Source organism: Streptomyces sp. HmicA12, assembly GCF_000373565.1.
GTDB lineage: Bacteria > Actinomycetota > Actinomycetes > Streptomycetales > Streptomycetaceae > Streptomyces.
Genome location: NZ_KB891814.1, coordinates 1 through 15,393, shown reverse-complemented (window position 1 = coordinate 15,393; position 15,393 = coordinate 1). Strand labels below are relative to the sequence as shown.

The window sequence follows — 15,393 nt, the reverse complement described above, 5'->3', positions numbered from 1 at the left end:
ACTGCCCCCGCTGTCAGGGGAACCGGGCGCGCGCAACTGGGTCGGTGGTCCTGGGCCGCAAGGAGGATTCCGGCCGGGGCTGCCGCCCGATGCGCCGCGGATCACTGCCCTCTAGCGTCGGGCGCGACGACGAAAGGATCCCCGATGAGTGTCGTGACACCGCCCGCCTCCGCGCACCTCCGCATCGCCCGGCCGTCCCTCGATCTGGCCGCGGCCGAGGAGTTCTGGGCGCAAGGACTCGGCCTGGACGTGGTCTTCCGGGCGTCCGGGGCGCTTCCCGGGGAGCACGACCTGCTCATGCTCGGGTGGCCCGAGGCCTCGTGGCACCTCGAACTCGTTCATGCGCGTGAAGCTCCGGTCGTCCCGCGGCCGACGGAAGAGGATCTGCTCGTCGTCTATCTCGACGGGCCCGTCCCCGACGAGCTCGTCAGCCGCCTGGAACTACATGGTGGCAAGCGCGTCGAGTCCCCCAACCCGTACTGGAACGAGTGGGGCGTCACGGTCGAGGACCCCGACGGCTACCGCCTCGTGCTGTGCACGCGCGCGTGGTCCAACTCCTGAGCGGCCCGTGCCAGAAGACGTACGCCTTCGGTGATGCGGCCGGGGGAGAGGTGCGCGTAACCGAGGACCAGGGACACCCCCTCGCCGGTGGCGCTCCCGTAGTGGCCGAGCGGGCGCACGGCCACTCCGGTGGCGGCGCACCGTTCGACCAGCGCCTCCGGCGGGCCGTAGCGGTCCGGCAGCGTGGCGATGGCGTGCAGGCCCGCCGCGATCCCCGAGACCTCGGTCCCCGGCAGGTGGGCGCGCAGCGCGGCGACCAGCGCGTCCCGCCGCTCCTTGTAGGCACGCTGGCAGCGCCGCAACTGCCGGTCGTAGTCGCCGCGTTCGACGAGCCGGGCGAGCGTCGCCTGGTCGAGCGCCGGATTGCCCAGGTCCATGTACCGCTTGCGCGCCACGACCTCGTCGGCGAGAGCGTCGGGCACGACCATCCAGCCGAGGCGGAGCCCGGGCACCAGTGACTTGCTCACCGAGCCCGTGTAGGCGACGTGTTCGGGGTCGAGTCCCTGGAGCGCGCCGACAGGTGCTCGGTCATAGCGGAAATCGCCGTCATAGTCGTCCTCCACCACGAGCCCGCCCACCTCGCGCGCCCAGTCCAGGAGTTGCGCCCTGCGCGCGGCAGAGTAGGCGATACCGGACGGGAAGTGGTGCGAGGGCGTCGTGACCACGGCCCGCACGCCCGAGGCCCGCAGCGGCCCCAGGGCGAGCCCCTCCGCGTCCAGGGCGAGCCGCACGGCCGCCGGTCCCGCCGCCGCGAACAGCTCCTCGTACTGCGGGCTCCCGGGATCCTCCACGCCGATGCCCCGCTGCCCGCGCGCGTGGAGCACGAAGCCGAGCAGCGTCACCGCCTGGGTCACCCCGGAGCACACGATGATGCGCTCGGGGTCGGTCACCACGCCCCGGCGCCGGGCCAGCAGTTCGGCGAGGACGGTCCGCAGCCGGGGCAGCCCGCGCGGGTCCGGGTAGCCGAGCCCCTGGTGCGGCAGCGCGGACAGGACGTCGCGCTGTGCGGCCGCCCATGCCGTGCGCGGGAAGAGCGACAGATCGGGGCTGCCCGCCCGGAAGTCGACCCGGATCCCGTCGGCGGTGCGCGGCGCCAGATCGCGGGCCCCCGGCGCAGCGGCCCGCGCCGCCTCGCCCACCCAGGTGCCCGCGCCCCGGCCGCTGCGCAGATAGCCCTCGGCGGTCAACTGCTCGTAGGCCTCGGTGACCAGGCCCCGTGACACCCCGAGGTCCCGCGCGAGATCCCGGCTCGACGGCAGCCGCGTGCCCGGCGCGAGCCGCCCCGCACGCACCGCATCCCTGAGCGCGGACCGCAACGAACGGCCACGCGCGCGTGCCGGAGCGGCCGCGGCCGGCAGCAGTAACTCCCAGGCGGCGGACGGCGGAGGGGACTCGGACGTCATACGGGTGGACCCTAATGCGCGTACCCGCACCGACACCGATTGGTCCAGGAAGGAGCCCTTCAAGTGGTCCTCCTGCCGGTCCACTCCCGCTCCTAGCGTCGACGGCATGAACGCCACATCCCTTCGCGGCTCCTTGCTCGCCGCCTTCGCCTGCGTCCTGGTGGGCGGCTCCTTCACGGCCAACAGCGTCCTGGGCGCGTATCCGTACGCAGGCGGCCAGTTCCTGCGCTACGGCGCCGCGTGCCTGCTGCTCCTGCCCTGGGTGGGACGCGCGGGCGTGGCGCCCCTGCGCGTCCTGAAGCGGGGGCAATGGGGGCGTCTCGCCTTGCTCGCCGCCGTCGGGATGGTCGGCTTCAACCTCGCCGTGCTCGCCGCCGAACGCTCCGCCGAACCCGCGGTGCCCGGCGTCTTCGTGGGCTGTGCGCCCGTGGTCGTCGCCGTCCTGGTGCCGCTCCTGTCCGGACGGCGGCCCCGACGGGCGGTGTTCTACGGTGCGTTGCTCGTCGCCGCGGGCGCGTTCACGGTGCAGGGGTGGGGCCGCACGGATGTCCCCGGAATCGCTTTCTCCGTGGGCGCACTCGCCGGAGAGGTGGGCTTCGCGGTGCTCGCCGCGCCCGTGCTGCGGCCGCTCGGCCCGCGCCTGCTGTCGTGCGCCGTGTGCGGCATCGCGGCGCTGGAGTCCGCGGCCGTGGGCCTGTCGGTCGACGGCGCCTCCTGGTTGCGCGTCCCGGACGGCGCGGAGACCGCGGCACTGGTGTGGCAGGCGGCGATCGTCACGGTGATCGGCTTCGTGTGCTGGTACATGGGGATGCAGCGGATCGGCGCCGAACGCGCCACGCTGTTCTCCGGCCTCATCCCGGTCGCGGCCGCCTGCACGGCACCCCTGATCGGCACGGGGACGTACGGCGTCGCCCAGGGCGTCGGCAGCGCGCTCGTCGGCGCCGGCGTCGCCCTGGGCTCGGGGGTGCTGGGCGGGCGCCGGTCAGCGGCTCGTGTCGAGGACGACGCGCGCCACGAGCGCGGGGTCGTCGTTCATGGGGACGTGACCGCAGCCGGGCAGCTTCACGAGCCGCGCGCCCGGAAGGACGTGCTTGGCCCGGATCCCCTGGCGCCGCACGAGAAGCCGGTCACGGGTGCCCCAGGCGACCGTGACGGGGACCTCGGACACGTCGTCCCGGAACAGCACGCCGCGGCCCGCCTCGAGCGTCTGCCGGAACCCGGTCGCGTCCCGCAGCGCCAGCGTCTCGGCGACCACGGCCTCCGCTGAACGGCGCCCGGGGCGGGCGTAGATGGTGCTCGTCAGCGCGGCCCGCCCGGCCGCGGACCGGGACAGCCGCTCGATCATCGGCAACGGGAGTGCCCGCGCCCCCTGCCGCATCGCCAGCAGCGTGCCGAAGGCGTACCGGCGCTCGGCCTCCGTCCAGAACCCGGCCGGGGACAGCGCCGTGACCGACCGTACGAGCTTCTCGCGGCCCAGCTCCAGGGCGAGCAGCCCGCCCAGCGAGTTCCCGGCCACATGCGGCCGTTCGATCCCCAGGTGGCGGCAGAACGCGTCCAGGACGGGCACCACCCCCGACAGGTCGTACGCGATCCCTTCCGGCAGCGCGGGGGATGCGCCGAAGCCCGGCAGGTCCACGGCGATGACGTCACGCTCCGCGGCCAGGATCGGCAGCACCGGCTGCCAGGCCTGCCAGTGATGGCCTATCCCGTGCAGCAGGAGCAGGGGCTCACCGGCGCCCGCGCGCTCGTACGTGAGCGTCACCTCGCGTGGTCCGCCGGGGCTCTCGATGGTGAAGGACGCCTGTTCCGCCATGTCGCTCGCTCCCTGTCCCCGCCACGCCTCGACGGTTCCCTAGACTCCTTGTCAGCAACAATTACCGCTCAGTAGCGTCCAGTTCAAGGGGCTGTGCCGCTCGTGACCGGCATGCAGTCCTCGGATGCCCGCCCATTGCGCGGCGGACGTCCCGGTTCCGTCTGGACAGTGCCGGATCCGTCGGGTGGGATGGAGAGGTGGCCGCCGAGACGCAGACCGACGACTCCGTCGACGACTTCGAATTCGAGGAGCACCGTCCCGTGCTGATGGGGGTGGCCTACCGCATGCTGGGCCGGGTCGCCGACGCCGAGGACGTCGTCCAGGACACGTGGCTGCGCTGGTCCCAGGCCGACCGGACCGATGTCCGCCGGCCGCGCGCCTACTTGGTGCGCGTCACCACGCGCCTCGCTCTCGACCGGCTCCGCCAGGTGCAGGCGCGGCGCGAGTCCTACGTGGGCCCCTGGCTGCCCGAACCGCTCGTCACCGACTTCGGGCCCACCGTGCCCGACACCGCCGAGCAGGCCGTGCTCGCCGACTCCGTCTCGCTGGCCGTGCTCGTCGTCCTGGAGTCGCTCTCGCCGCTGGAACGCGCGGTGTTCGTGCTGCGCGAGGCGTTCGGGCTGCCCTTCGCGGAGATCGCCGCCACGCTGGAGCGCGGGGAGAGCGCGGTGCGCCAACTCGCGACCCGCGCGCGCAAGCATGTCGACGAGCGCCGCCCCCGGTTCGACGTCGACCCGGCCCAACAGCGCGATCTGACCGAGCGGTTCCTCGCCGCGGCCACCGGGGGCGACCTGGACGGCCTGATGGAACTGCTCGCTCCGGACGTGCGCCTCGTCGGCGACAGCGGGGGCAGGTCCAAGGCGCCCCTGCGGGTCATCGAGAGCGCCGACAAGGTGGGGCGGTTCATGCGCGGGGCCGCGGCGAAGGGCGAGGGCGTCGCGTTCGAGTTCCGCATCGCGGAGATCAACGGCGTGCTCGGCCTGCTCGCCTATGCGGAGGGCAAGCCCGACGCGGTCTTCCAACTCGGCATCTCCGAAGGGAAGATCCAGCACATCTATATCGTGCGGAACCCGGACAAGCTGCGGTCGCTCCTTTAGGCGACGCGTCACCCCTGGCTTCGCTCCCTCCGCGGGCTGTCCACGCGCTGTCCGCCCGCTGTCCGCGCCTCACGAACGCCGTGTGAACGCATTGCGGCGCTCCATGAACGCTGCGCTGCGGAGCCCTCCTGTGCGCCGCAACCGATCGATGATTGGTCTTGACCAAGTCCGGGGGCGGGCCTACGCTCGCAGAGATAGTGCAGGAACCTTTAATAAACAAGGGCGCTAAAAAGCCGCCAGGGCACGGCTGTTGCGGAGGACAGGGTGGGGACCACGCAGTTGGAAGCGGCACCGGAGCCGAAGTACTGGCACCTGAAGACCGTGCTCAGCGAGGCGCTCGACTCCGAGTTCGCCGTGGGGGAGATCCTGCCGAACGAGCGGGACCTCGCGGCTCGCTTCGGTGTCGCCCGCGCGACGCTCCGTCAGGCCCTGGAGCAGCTTGAGCTGGAAGGCCGCCTGCAGCGCCGTCGCGGCGTCGGCACCACGGTCGCGCCGCCCCGTATGGGCGTCGACGTCTCCGCCACCGGCCAGGACTGGCCGGGCGCGAGCGGCGACGCGTGGCAGGCCGTCGACTGCACTCTCGACGTGCCTCCGGCCGCCGTGGCCGACGCGCTGGAGACCGCGCCCGGCGAGACGGTGCACGTGCTGCGCCGTACGCGCGTCTCGCACGGGCAGCCGGTGGCCGCCGAGCTGCTCTACATTCCCGCGGCCTCGGTGCCCGACCTCACCGCCATAGACGCCCCGTCCGGCGCCGCCCGCGCGCGTGCCGTGCTGCGTGAACTGCAGCGACTGGGCCTCGACGGTCAGGACCGCGCGGTCGAACTGGGCTCGGCCCGAGCCGACGACGCCAAGGAACTGGACCGCCTCCCCGGCGCTCCCGTCCTCGTGGTGACGACCCGCTACTTCAGCGAGGGCCTCACCGCGGCGGTCTCCATGGCCACGTACCGAGCGGACACCTGCCGCCTGACCTTCGGCGACGCCCCGGACGTGGAGATCCACCACACACCCCACACCCAGGCTTCCTGAGCGCCTCGCGGAGAACGGCGCGAGCGACGCCTCGCGCCGGTGCGCCCTGAAGGGGCGCGGGGAACTGCGCGAGCAACCACGCGCGGCGGTCAGCCGCGAGGCGGCACTCGGGGTGGGCGCGCCCTGACGAGGCGCGGCAGCGTGGGTAACCACGCGTGGCGGTCAGCCGCGTGGCAGCACAAGGCGGCAGTCGGCCTGGGCGTGCCCTGAAGGGGCGCGGGGAACTGCGGGAGCAACCACGCGCGGCGGGCAGTCGCGAGGCGGCACTCGGGGTGGGCGCGCCCTGACGAGGCGCGGCAGCGTGGGTAACCACGCGTGGCGGTCAGCCGCGCCGCAGCACAAGGCGGCAGTCGGCCTGGGCGTGCCCTGAAGGGGCGCGGGGAACTGCGCGAGCAACCACGCGCGGCGGGCAGTCGCGAGGCGGCACTCGGGGCGGGCGCGCCCTGACGATGCGCGGAAGCGTGGGTAACCACGGCGCGGCGGTCAGCCGCGCCGCAGCACAAGGCGGCAGTCGGCCTGGGCGTGCCCTGAAGGGGCGCGGCAGCGTGGGCAACCACGGCGCGGCGGTCAGCCGCGTGGCGACATAGGCGGCAGTCAGCCTGGAGGTGCCCTGAAGGGGCGCGGCAGCGTGGGTAACCACGCGTGGCGGTCAGCCGCGCCGCAACCACAAGGCAGCGCCCGCGAAAGGCCGGTCCCAAGCGGCGCGGGGCGGCGCGTTCGGCCCCCACGACAGTCACCCGCCCGACGACCACGCGCGGCACGGGCAGCCAAGACTCAGCCGCGCCGACACACCGGCCCCTGGCACAGCCCCGCTCACCGTCGGGCCGTGACCGTCTCCTCCGTGGCGAACAGCTGCTCCTCCACGTGGTCCAGCGCCAGCCGCAGGGCCCCCGTGGCGACGGCGGCCTCACCGAGCAGGGACAGAGCCACCCGAGGCGGCCGCAGACAGTACCGCTCCAGCTCCCGCCGCAGCGGGTCCAGCACACCGTCGAGCCCCGCGGCCCAGCCCCCGACGACGACCAGTTCCGGGTCCAGCGCCAGCACCAGCGCCGCGACATCGTGCACGAGCCGCTGGATGAACCGCTCCATCGCGGCCCCGGCCTGCTCGTCACCGTCCCGCGCCAGCGCGAACACCTTCGCCACGGCCAGTTCGTCCAGCGGATGCAGCGGCTCGTCCGTCGTCGACAGGAGCGTCTCGGGCCGCACCTCGCGGCCCAGCAGATGCAGCGCCCCGATCTCGCCGGCGGCGCCCCCGTACCCCCGGTGCAGCCGCCCGCCGATCAGCGCCCCGGCCCCGGGGCTCAGCCCGGCCATGACGAACACCATGTCGTCCGAGTCGACCCCGGCACCCTTCCAGTGCTCGGCCACGGCCGCCGTGTTGGCGTCGTTCTCCACGATCACCGGGCACTTGAAGGAGCGCCTCAGCCGCTCGCCCAGCGGCAGCCCCGTCCACCCGGGCAGCGCCGTGCCGAGCCGTACCGTCCCGTCCGCCTCGACGATCCCGGGGCTGCCCACGCCGACCGCGCGCAGCGACCCGCGCGGCACCCCGGCCCGCCGCAGCAGATCGGCTACGGCGCCGCGCAACCGCTCGATGCGCTCCTCCGCCGGCGCGGCCTCGTCGACGTCCTTGGAGGCCGAGCCGAGGATCCTGCCGTCGAGCGCGGAGAGCACCGCGGCGACCCGGTGCGCCCCGATCTCCAGGCCCAGCAGATGCCCCGCCTCGGCCCGGAAGCGGAACTTCCGCGCGGGCCGTCCCTGACGCCGCGCACCCGGCTCCTCGACGGACGTCTCCACGACGAGTCCGCCCTCGATGAGCCCCTCGACCACGCCCTCGACGGTCGGCCGGGACAGGCCCGTCACCCGGGTGATCTCGGTGAGCGTCGCGAAATCCGTGGCACGCAGCGCGTGCAGCACCACCGCGGAATTGATCCGCCTGAGCAGAGAGGGATCCCCGCCGGTCAGCCGCCCCAACGTCAGTCCTCCCAGCTAGTGCGCGTGTTCGCCGGATCGTACTCGCCACAGCCGACAGCGGCGAGAGCCGGGTGCACTTCTGCGGCGGCGGCCGCTCACCCGGGCGGCAGGCGAAACAGACACAACGGACCTCAGCTCGGCGCGACGAAACCGGATTCGTACGCGGCGATCACCGCCTGGGTGCGATCGCGCGCCCCCAGCTTGGCCAGCACGGCGCTCACGTGCGACTTCACCGTCTCGGTGCCGACGACGAGATCCGCTGCGATCTCCGCGTTCGACAGGCCGCGCGCCATCAGCCGCAGCACCGCGGCCTCCCGCTCGGTGAGCGCCGCGCGCTCCATGGCGGCCCGCGCCGACGGATTGCCGTACTCCGCGGCCAGTTTGCGTACGGCGGACGGGAAGAGGAGCGACTCGCCGGCCGCGACGAGCCGCACGGCGTGCACGATCTCGGCGGGCCGCGCCCGCTTCAGCAGAAACCCGTCGGCGCCCGCGCGCAGCGCCCCGTACACGTACTCGTCGTTCTCGAAGGTCGTGATCACGAGGATCTTCGGCGGGTCCTGCACGGATCGCAGCACCGCGCGCGTGGCCTCGATCCCGTCGAGCAGCGGCATCCGTACGTCCATGGCGACCACGTCGGGTCGCAACTGCCGCACCAGCGGCACCACGGCCGCGCCGTCCGCCGCCTCGCCGACCACCGTGATGTCGGACTGTGCCTCCAGGACGGCGCGCAGACCCGCGCGGACCAGGGGTTCGTCGTCGACGAGGAGGACAGTGAGCGGCACGGCGCCAGCCTAGATCACGTCACGGGCAGCTCGACGTGAACCTGCCATTCCTCGCCGAGGGGGCCGGTGCGGGCCTGCCCGCCGAGCAGCGCCGCCCGCTCCCGTACGCCGCGCAGCCCGCTGCCCGTACCGCCGGGGCCCGACGCGTGGCCCGTGGGCAGCGGATTGCGCACCTCCAGGGTGAGCCGTTCGTCCGCTACCGCGAGGGCCACCGTCACCGGCACGGTTCCGCAGTGCCGGAGCACGTTCGTGAGCGCCTCCTGAAGGATGCGGTAGCCCTCGCGGGACACCGGCCCGGGCACCGTCTCCAGCGGCCCCGCCACCGTCACCTCGACCTTCGCGCCGGACGCCCGCGCCGAGTCGAGCAGCCGGTCCGCCTCCTGGAGCGTCGGCCGGCCGCTCACCGGCTGCTCCGCCTCCCGCAGCACCACGAGGACCCGCTCCAGGTCCTCCAGGGCGGCCCTGCCCGTCTCCTCGATGGCGTCGAGCGCCCGCTCCGTGAACGCCGGGTCGCCCGCCGCCCGCGCCGCTCCCGCCTGCACGACCGCGACCGTCAACGCGTGCCCGATCGAGTCGTGCAGCTCGCGCGCGATGCGATTGCGCTCCAGAAGCCGCTCGGTGCGCGCCTCCAGCGAGGCGAGCCGCTCGGCGGCCGACGGTCCGAGCAGCACCGGGGCGGCCCGCGCCATCAGCCACCCCGTGCCCACGACCATGAACAGCAGGGCGAGCAGCACGACCGGGATCAGCAGCGCGTTCGCCCGGCCCCAGTCCGGCAGGGGCACCGGGGACAGCGTCTCCACCGGCCGGCCGGCAGCGGCCCCGATCAACTCCAGGACCAGCGCCATCAGTTGCCCCGTCGCCAGCGCCACGGACAGCCCGAGGACCACCCGCAGCACCAGCCACAGCGCGGTCCGCCCCCGGTCCCGCCACGACGCGGACGGTGCGACGGAGACACGGTCCTCCTCGCCGCCGCCCGCCACGCGCGCGTGCCCACCCGGGAACAGCATCAGCCGCGCCTGCAACCCCTCCGCGCGCCGGGCCGCCGGCACCAGGGCGAACGCCACGAGGAACGGCAACGGCACCACGTAGACGAGCAGCCATTCCCGCACCGACGGCGAGGAAAGGCCGGGGTAGACCGCGCCGCACACGAACGCGAACGCCGCCGCGCTCAGCAGATGGAGCCAGCGGGTGTACGTGACCGTGCGCGCGAGCGGTCCCAGGAAGCGGGGCATGCCGCCATCGTGCCAGTGGGCCGGTGCCGGGCGGCTCCCCCGAGCGGGGGAGACGAACTCCACCGGCGGGGGAGGACCCCGGCCCCGGATCCCGCGAGGCTGGCGTCATGACCAGCATCGACGTCAAGGACCTCACCAAGGAGTACGGCGCGACCCGCGCCGTGGACCGGCTGACCTTCCGGGTCGAGCCCGGCCGCGTCACCGGATTCCTCGGCCCGAACGGCGCCGGAAAGTCCACCACCATGCGGCTCGCCCTCGGCCTCGACCGCCCCACGGCAGGGACCGCGCTCATCGGCGGCCGCCCGTACGCGGCGTACGGCGAACCGCTGCGCACCGTGGGCGCGCTGCTCGACCCGCAGGCCGCCCACGGCGCCCGCACCGCCCGCGACCACCTCTTGGCGCTCGCGGTCAGCAACCGCATCCCCGCGGGCCGCGTCGAGGAAGTGCTGGAGCAGACCGGTGTCGCCGCCGTGGCGAAGCGCAGGGTCAGGACCTTCTCGCTCGGCATGCGGCAGCGGCTCGGCATCGCGGCGGCCCTGCTCGGCGACCCCGAAGTGGTGCTGCTCGACGAGCCGTCGAACGGGCTCGACCCCGAAGGCATCATCTGGATCAGGGAGTTGCTGCGCGACCTCGCGCGCGCCGGCCGTACGGTGCTGGTCTCCAGCCACCTCATGAACGAGACCGCGACCTTCGCCGACCACCTCGTGATCCTCGGCCGCGGACGGCTCCTCGCCGACACCCCGATGCCGGACTTCATCGCCGCGCACAGCGCCCGCAGGGTGCGCGTCCGCACCACGGACCCGGCCCGGCTGCGCGCCACGCTCGCGCGCGCGGGCGTGACCGTCACGCCGGCCGACGACGGCCGCTGCACGGTGGACGGCGCCACCGCCGCCGAGGTCGGCGTCCTGGCCGCCGCCGACGGTGTCCCCGTCCTCGAACTCGCCGACGAACAGGCATCGTTGGAACAGGCCTATCTCGCCCTGACCGCGGACGCCGCCGAGTTCGCCGCCACACCCCTTCAGGAGGCCCGACCGTGACCGCCACGTCCACCACCGCCGTGCTGCACTCCGAGTGGATCAAGATCAGGTCGCTGCGCGGCAGCTTCGGGTCGCTCATCGCCGTGTTCGTGGCCACCGTGGCCGTCACGGTCCTCGTCTTCGCCACCATCGGCCGCTCCGAGGCCGAAAGCGGCGACGACCTCCTCCACGGCGCCTTCTACGCACTCAACTTCGGACAGATCGCGGCGCTCGCCTTCGGCGCCACGGCCGTCTCCTGCGAGTTCCTCGACGGGGCGCTGCGCGTCTCCCTGTCCGCCGTCCCGCGCCGCGGCCTCTTCTACGCGGCGAAGACCGCGGTCATCGGCGGCGGCGCGTTCGCCGTGGGCACGGGCACCACCTTCACCGCGTTCCTCGCCGGACAGGCGTTCATGGGGGCCGACGCGTTGAGTCTCGGCGATCGGGGAGCGGTGCGGGCCTGCGTCGGCGGCGGCGTCTATCTCGCCCTCATGGCACTGTTCGCGGCCGGCCTGACCGCCGTACTGCGCAGCGCGGTCGCCGTACTGAGCATCCTCGTGCCGTTCCTGCTGATCGTGTCGTTCGTCATCGGCGACGTGGCGGGCTCGGCCGCCGACTACCTGCCCGACCGGGCCGGTCAACAGGTGCTGCGCCAGGCCGCCGTGGGATCCCTGGGCCCTTGGACAGGGCTCGCTGTGACCGCGCTGTGGGCTGCGGCCGCCGTGCTCGCCGGGTGGTGGAGCGTGCGGCGCAGGGACGCCTGACGGGCAGTCGGCCCGTTGTCAGTGGCGGGCGCTTTACTGGATCCATGAACACCGCGGAGCAACTCGCGACGATCGACCAGTTGTGGTCCGGCCCCTTCCCGGCCGACCACGGCAGGTCCACCGCGGGATGGGGCGGGCCCGGATACGTGGTGGCGGAGCTGACGCGACGGCACGGCGTGCGCGAGGAGGCGGAGGACCAGGCGGAGGCGGACCGCGACGGCCTGTCGGTTCTCCTCGCCGTGCACTGGGGAGAGCCGTACCGGTTCAGTCTGTGGAGCGTGCACACCGCCGCCCTTGAGCACGGCGAGGCGATACCCGAGCCCTGGGACTGGCTCAGCGCCTGTGCCCAGGACCTGTACCTGTGGAGCGTCGGCGAGCGCTGGGTCGCCCTCGCCGTGGCGCACCAGGGCGACGACCAGCCGTACCAACTCCTCGCGATCGTCACGGATGTGGCGCCTCCGTAACGCGGGCGTTAGGACGCGTGTGCGGAACTCCCGTGCCACCATGGGATCTTGAGCATCAGCTGCACCCTCATCACCACCGCACGCGGCACCCCGCAGGAATGGAGAGCACATGAGCGACGACAGCGCGCAGCAGCCGGAGGCGGCCGAGGGGCGGATCGCCTCCCACATCGCGCACAACGCCCGTGTGTGGAACTACTGGCTCGGCGGCAAGGACCACTACGAGGTGGACGAGCAGGTCGGCGACATGGTCACGTCCATGTACCCGAGCATCGGCGAGGTCGCCCGCGCCGACCGCGCGTTCCTCGGCCGCGCCGTCACCTTCCTCGCCGGTGAGGCGGGCGTCCGCCAGTACCTCGACATCGGCACGGGCCTGCCGACCGTGGAGAACACGCACGAGGTCGCCCAGCGCATCGCCCCCGACTCCCGCGTCGTCTACGTGGACAACGACCCGATCGTGCTCACCCACGCGCGTGCGCTGCTCACCAGCTCCGCCCCGGGCGCCACCAGCTATGTCGACGCGGACGCGCACGACCCGCGGGCGATCGTCCAGGCCGCGTCGCGGACGCTCGACCTCGACAAGCCCGTCGCGATCATGCTCCTCGGCATCCTGAACTTCGTCCTGGACACCGACAAGGCCACGTCCATCGTGCGCGACCTCGTCGCCGCCGTCCCCTCCGGCAGCTACGTCGTCCTGACCCACCCCACTCTGGAGCTGGGCGGGGACGGCAACGAGGAGGCGATGAAGTTCTGGAACGAGAACGCGACGCCGCCCATCACCGCCCGCACCGGTGCCGAGGTGAAGGCGTTCCTGGACGGTCTGGAGATCCTGGAGCCGGGCCTCGTCTCCTGCGCGCGCTGGCGCACCGAAGGCACCGAAGAGGGGCCGCTGGTCGCACAGTTCGGGGTCGTGGCCCGCAAGCCGTAGAGACAGGCCTCCGGGCTCCGAGACCCTGTTGATCTATGGCTCTTGGACGGCGGCGGCGCGCAGCCGCGCGAACTCCTCCGCCATCGTCGCCGCCGTCCAATGCGCGTTCAGACCACTGGGATTGGGCAGCGCCCACACCCGGGCGCCGCCGACGGTCCGCTCCTGCGGCCCGATCTTCGCCTTGGGGTCGTGGAAAGCCGCCCGGTACGCGGTCACGCCCACGACCGCGAGCCACGCGGGCCGCAGCCGCGCGACCTTCTCCTCCAGGAGCCGGCCGCCCTCCCGGTACTCCTCGGCGCTCAGCTCGTCGGCGCGCGCCGTGGCCCGCGCGACGACGTTCGTGATGCCCAGCCCGTACGCGAGCAGTTCCTCCTGCTCGGACGGCGCGAGCTGCCGCGGCGTGAAGCCGGACAGGTGCAGCACCGGCCAGAACCGGTTGCCCGGCCGCGCGAAGTGATGCCCGGTCGCGGCCGTCATCAGCCCCGGATTGATCCCGCAGAAGAGAACCCGAAGGCCGCTCGCGACGACGTCCGGAACCAGACGGTCGCGAGCGGCCTCCAGGTCCGCTGCGGTGAGCCGCGTCAGAGGATCGCCCCCGGCGTGTAACCGGCGGCCTCCGGGTGCTGCTTCACGATCTCCTCGACCCGGGCGAGGACCTGGCCGACCTGACCGGCGGCGGCGCCCGTGAACGACAGCTTGTCCGCCATCAGCTCGTCGAGCTGCGCCCGGTCCAGCGGGATACGCGAGTCGGCGGCCAGCTTGTCGAGCAGCTCGTTGCGCTCCGCGCCCTGCTCGCGCATCGCGAGGGCGGAGGCGACGGCGTTCTCCTTGATGGCCTCGTGGGCCTCCTCGCGGCCGACGCCCGCGCGCACCGACGCCATGAGCACCTTGGTCGTGGCGAGGAACGGCAGGTAGCGGTCCAGCTCGCGGGCGACGACGGCGGGGAACGCGCCGAACTCGTCGAGCACCGTCAGGAACGTCTCCAGCAGACCGTCGAGCGCGAAGAACGCGTCCGGCAGCGCCACGCGACGCACCACGGAGCAGGACACGTCGCCCTCGTTCCACTGGTCGCCCGCGAGCTCGCCGGTCATCGACGCGTAGCCGCGCAGGATCACCATCAGGCCGTTGACGCGCTCGCAGGAGCGGGTGTTCATCTTGTGCGGCATCGCGGACGAGCCGACCTGGCCCGGCTTGAAGCCTTCGGTGACCAGCTCGTGCCCGGCCATCAGCCGGACCGTCTTGGCCAGAGAGGAGGGGGCCGCGGCGAGCTGCACCAGCGCGGTGACGACCTCGTAGTCGAGCGAGCGCGGGTAGACCTGGCCGACGGAGGTGAACGCCTGCGAGAAGCCGAGGTGCCCGGCGATCCGGTCCTCGAGCTCGGCCAGCTTGTCGGAGTCGCCGCCGAGCAGGTCGAGCATGTCCTGCGCGGTACCGACCGGGCCCTTGATGCCGCGCAGCGGGTAGCGGCCCAGCAGCTCCTCGACCCGGCCGTACGCGACGAGCAGCTCGTCGGTGGCGGTCGCGAAGCGCTTGCCGAGGGTGGTGGCCTGGGCGGCGACGTTGTGCGAGCGGCCCGCCATGACCAGCTCGGCGTACTCCCCGGACAGCTTCCCGAGGCGCGCGAGGACGGCGACGGAACGGTCCCGGACCAGCTCCAGCGAGAGCCGGATCTGCAGCTGCTCGACGTTCTCCGTCAGGTCGCGGGACGTCATGCCCTTGTGGACCTGCTCGTGCCCGGCGAGCGCGTTGAACTCCTCGATACGGGCCTTCACATCGTGCCGCGTGACCTTCTCGCGCTCGGCGATGGAGGCGAGGTCGACCTGGTCGAGGACGCGCTCGTAGTCGGCGATCGCGGTGTCCGGCACCTCGATCCCGAGATCCTTCTGCGCCTTGAGCACGGCGAGCCAGAGCCGACGCTCCAGCTTCACCTTCTCCTCGGGCGACCAGAGGGTGGCGAGTTCGGCGGAGGCATAGCGTCCGGCGAGAACGTTCGGGATACGGGGCTTTGCAGGCGCAGTCACGTGTACGAAGCTTACCGGGCGTCCATACAGGTTCCCAACCGTCCACCTGATGTAGGAACCTCCAGGTCAGAGGCTGCTGGATCACTCTTTTGTGTTCGGGACCAATCCATGTCGCGCCCCGTGCCGGATTACCGGCGCTGGGGGCAGAGGGCCCTCACGCATCCGATCGCTGAGGGATTGCCATGCAGACTCGAGTCCGTCGTGTTGCCGTTGTCGTCGCTGCCGCCGCCATGCTGCCGCTGGCCCTGACCGCCTGCTCCGACAGCGACTCCAAGGACAAGGCCTCCGACACCGCGTCGTCCGCCGCGTCGAAGGGGTCGG

14 protein-coding genes and 1 pseudogene are annotated in these 15,393 nt (G+C 73.1%); 8 read left to right on the top strand and 7 right to left on the bottom strand.

What is annotated here, in order from left to right; genetic code table 11:
* Positions 1-144: 144 nt before the first annotated feature.
* On the top strand, positions 145-561 hold the full coding sequence (locus B072_RS0123645) for a VOC family protein (RefSeq protein ID WP_018532461.1): 417 nt from the start codon (positions 145-147) through the stop codon (positions 559-561).
* Here the strand turns inward: B072_RS0123645 and B072_RS43915 are convergent.
* The gene (locus tag B072_RS43915) at positions 519-1,964 is read right to left on the bottom strand and encodes a PLP-dependent aminotransferase family protein (protein ID WP_051127279.1); all 1,446 of its coding nucleotides are present in this window, start codon (positions 1,962-1,964) and stop codon (positions 519-521) included. The two genes, B072_RS0123645 and B072_RS43915, sit on opposite strands and share 43 nt — an antisense overlap.
* 106 nt (positions 1,965-2,070) lie before the next feature.
* On the opposite strand from B072_RS43915, the pseudogene B072_RS0123635 reads away from it, so the two are divergent.
* Positions 2,071-2,907, top strand: a pseudogene (locus B072_RS0123635) (DMT family transporter); the annotation flags it as partial.
* A 39-nt stretch (positions 2,908-2,946) separates the two neighbouring features.
* Here the strand turns inward: B072_RS0123635 and B072_RS46755 are convergent.
* Entirely contained in the window at positions 2,947-3,777 is an 831-nt protein-coding gene (locus B072_RS46755) for an alpha/beta fold hydrolase (protein ID WP_026246216.1), read from the bottom strand.
* A gap of 197 nt (positions 3,778-3,974) precedes the next feature.
* Between B072_RS46755 and sigJ the strand changes: the two genes are divergently transcribed.
* Both sigJ and B072_RS0123620 read left to right on the top strand, forming a co-directional pair.
* Positions 3,975-4,874 (top strand): RNA polymerase sigma factor SigJ, encoded by a 900-nt coding sequence (gene sigJ / locus B072_RS0123625; protein WP_018532457.1) that lies wholly within the window; start codon positions 3,975-3,977, stop codon positions 4,872-4,874.
* A gap of 264 nt (positions 4,875-5,138) precedes the next feature.
* Positions 5,139-5,900, top strand: coding sequence for a GntR family transcriptional regulator (locus B072_RS0123620; RefSeq protein WP_018532456.1), 762 nt, complete (start codon positions 5,139-5,141; stop codon positions 5,898-5,900).
* An 813-nt stretch (positions 5,901-6,713) separates the two neighbouring features.
* Here B072_RS0123620 and B072_RS0123615 read toward each other — a convergent pair.
* From B072_RS0123615 to B072_RS0123605, 3 genes are all read right to left on the bottom strand, one after another.
* Positions 6,714-7,871, bottom strand: coding sequence for an ROK family transcriptional regulator (locus tag B072_RS0123615; protein WP_026246215.1), 1,158 nt, complete (start codon positions 7,869-7,871; stop codon positions 6,714-6,716).
* Between the two features lie 131 nt (positions 7,872-8,002).
* Complete coding sequence (locus B072_RS0123610; protein WP_018532454.1) at positions 8,003-8,653, bottom strand: response regulator transcription factor; 651 nt, start codon at positions 8,651-8,653, stop codon at positions 8,003-8,005.
* Positions 8,654-8,667: 14 nt separating this feature from the next.
* On the bottom strand, positions 8,668-9,885 hold the full coding sequence (locus B072_RS0123605) for a sensor histidine kinase (RefSeq protein ID WP_018532453.1): 1,218 nt from the start codon (positions 9,883-9,885) through the stop codon (positions 8,668-8,670).
* Positions 9,886-9,992: 107 nt separating this feature from the next.
* On the opposite strand from B072_RS0123605, the gene B072_RS0123600 reads away from it, so the two are divergent.
* The 4 genes from B072_RS0123600 (at position 9,993) to B072_RS0123585 (ending at position 13,051) form a co-directional block, all read left to right on the top strand.
* Positions 9,993-10,922: an ABC transporter ATP-binding protein gene (locus tag B072_RS0123600; protein ID WP_018532452.1), complete on the top strand. Its 930-nt coding sequence runs from the start codon at positions 9,993-9,995 to the stop codon at positions 10,920-10,922.
* Positions 10,919-11,662: an ABC transporter permease gene (locus tag B072_RS0123595; protein WP_018532451.1), complete on the top strand. Its 744-nt coding sequence runs from the start codon at positions 10,919-10,921 to the stop codon at positions 11,660-11,662. Before B072_RS0123600 ends, B072_RS0123595 begins: the two co-directional genes overlap by 4 nt.
* Positions 11,663-11,706: 44 nt before the next feature.
* Positions 11,707-12,126: a hypothetical protein gene (locus B072_RS0123590; RefSeq protein WP_018532450.1), complete on the top strand. Its 420-nt coding sequence runs from the start codon at positions 11,707-11,709 to the stop codon at positions 12,124-12,126.
* A 109-nt stretch (positions 12,127-12,235) separates the two neighbouring features.
* Positions 12,236-13,051, top strand: a complete 816-nt coding sequence (locus tag B072_RS0123585) for an SAM-dependent methyltransferase (RefSeq protein WP_018532449.1) — start codon at positions 12,236-12,238, stop codon at positions 13,049-13,051.
* A 33-nt stretch (positions 13,052-13,084) separates the two neighbouring features.
* Here B072_RS0123585 and mug read toward each other — a convergent pair whose 3' ends face one another.
* Entirely contained in the window at positions 13,085-13,636 is a 552-nt protein-coding gene (mug, locus tag B072_RS0123580; protein WP_078506564.1) for a G/U mismatch-specific DNA glycosylase, read from the bottom strand.
* Positions 13,633-15,072 carry an adenylosuccinate lyase gene (gene purB / locus B072_RS0123575; protein ID WP_026246214.1) on the bottom strand — a complete coding sequence of 480 codons (1,440 nt, stop codon included), beginning with the start codon at positions 15,070-15,072 and terminating at the stop codon, positions 13,633-13,635. The genes mug and purB overlap by 4 nt, the downstream gene beginning before the upstream one ends.
* Positions 15,073-15,393 lie beyond the last annotated feature (321 nt).

Bases quoted from the DNA above. Each gene is read 5' to 3' on its own strand.
- B072_RS46755 (WP_026246216.1), bottom strand. From the start codon at position 3,777: ATGGCGGAACAGGCGTCCTTCACCATCGAGAGCCCCGGCGGACCACGC.
- B072_RS0123605 (WP_018532453.1), bottom strand. From the start codon at position 9,885: ATGCCCCGCTTCCTGGGACCGCTCGCGCGCACGGTCACGTACACCCGC.
- B072_RS43915 (WP_051127279.1), bottom strand. From the start codon at position 1,964: ATGACGTCCGAGTCCCCTCCGCCGTCCGCCGCCTGGGAGTTACTGCTG.
- B072_RS0123645 (WP_018532461.1), top strand. From the start codon at position 145: ATGAGTGTCGTGACACCGCCCGCCTCCGCGCACCTCCGCATCGCCCGG.
- B072_RS0123585 (WP_018532449.1), top strand. From the start codon at position 12,236: ATGAGCGACGACAGCGCGCAGCAGCCGGAGGCGGCCGAGGGGCGGATC.
- B072_RS0123590 (WP_018532450.1), top strand. From the start codon at position 11,707: ATGAACACCGCGGAGCAACTCGCGACGATCGACCAGTTGTGGTCCGGC.
- B072_RS0123600 (WP_018532452.1), top strand. From the start codon at position 9,993: ATGACCAGCATCGACGTCAAGGACCTCACCAAGGAGTACGGCGCGACC.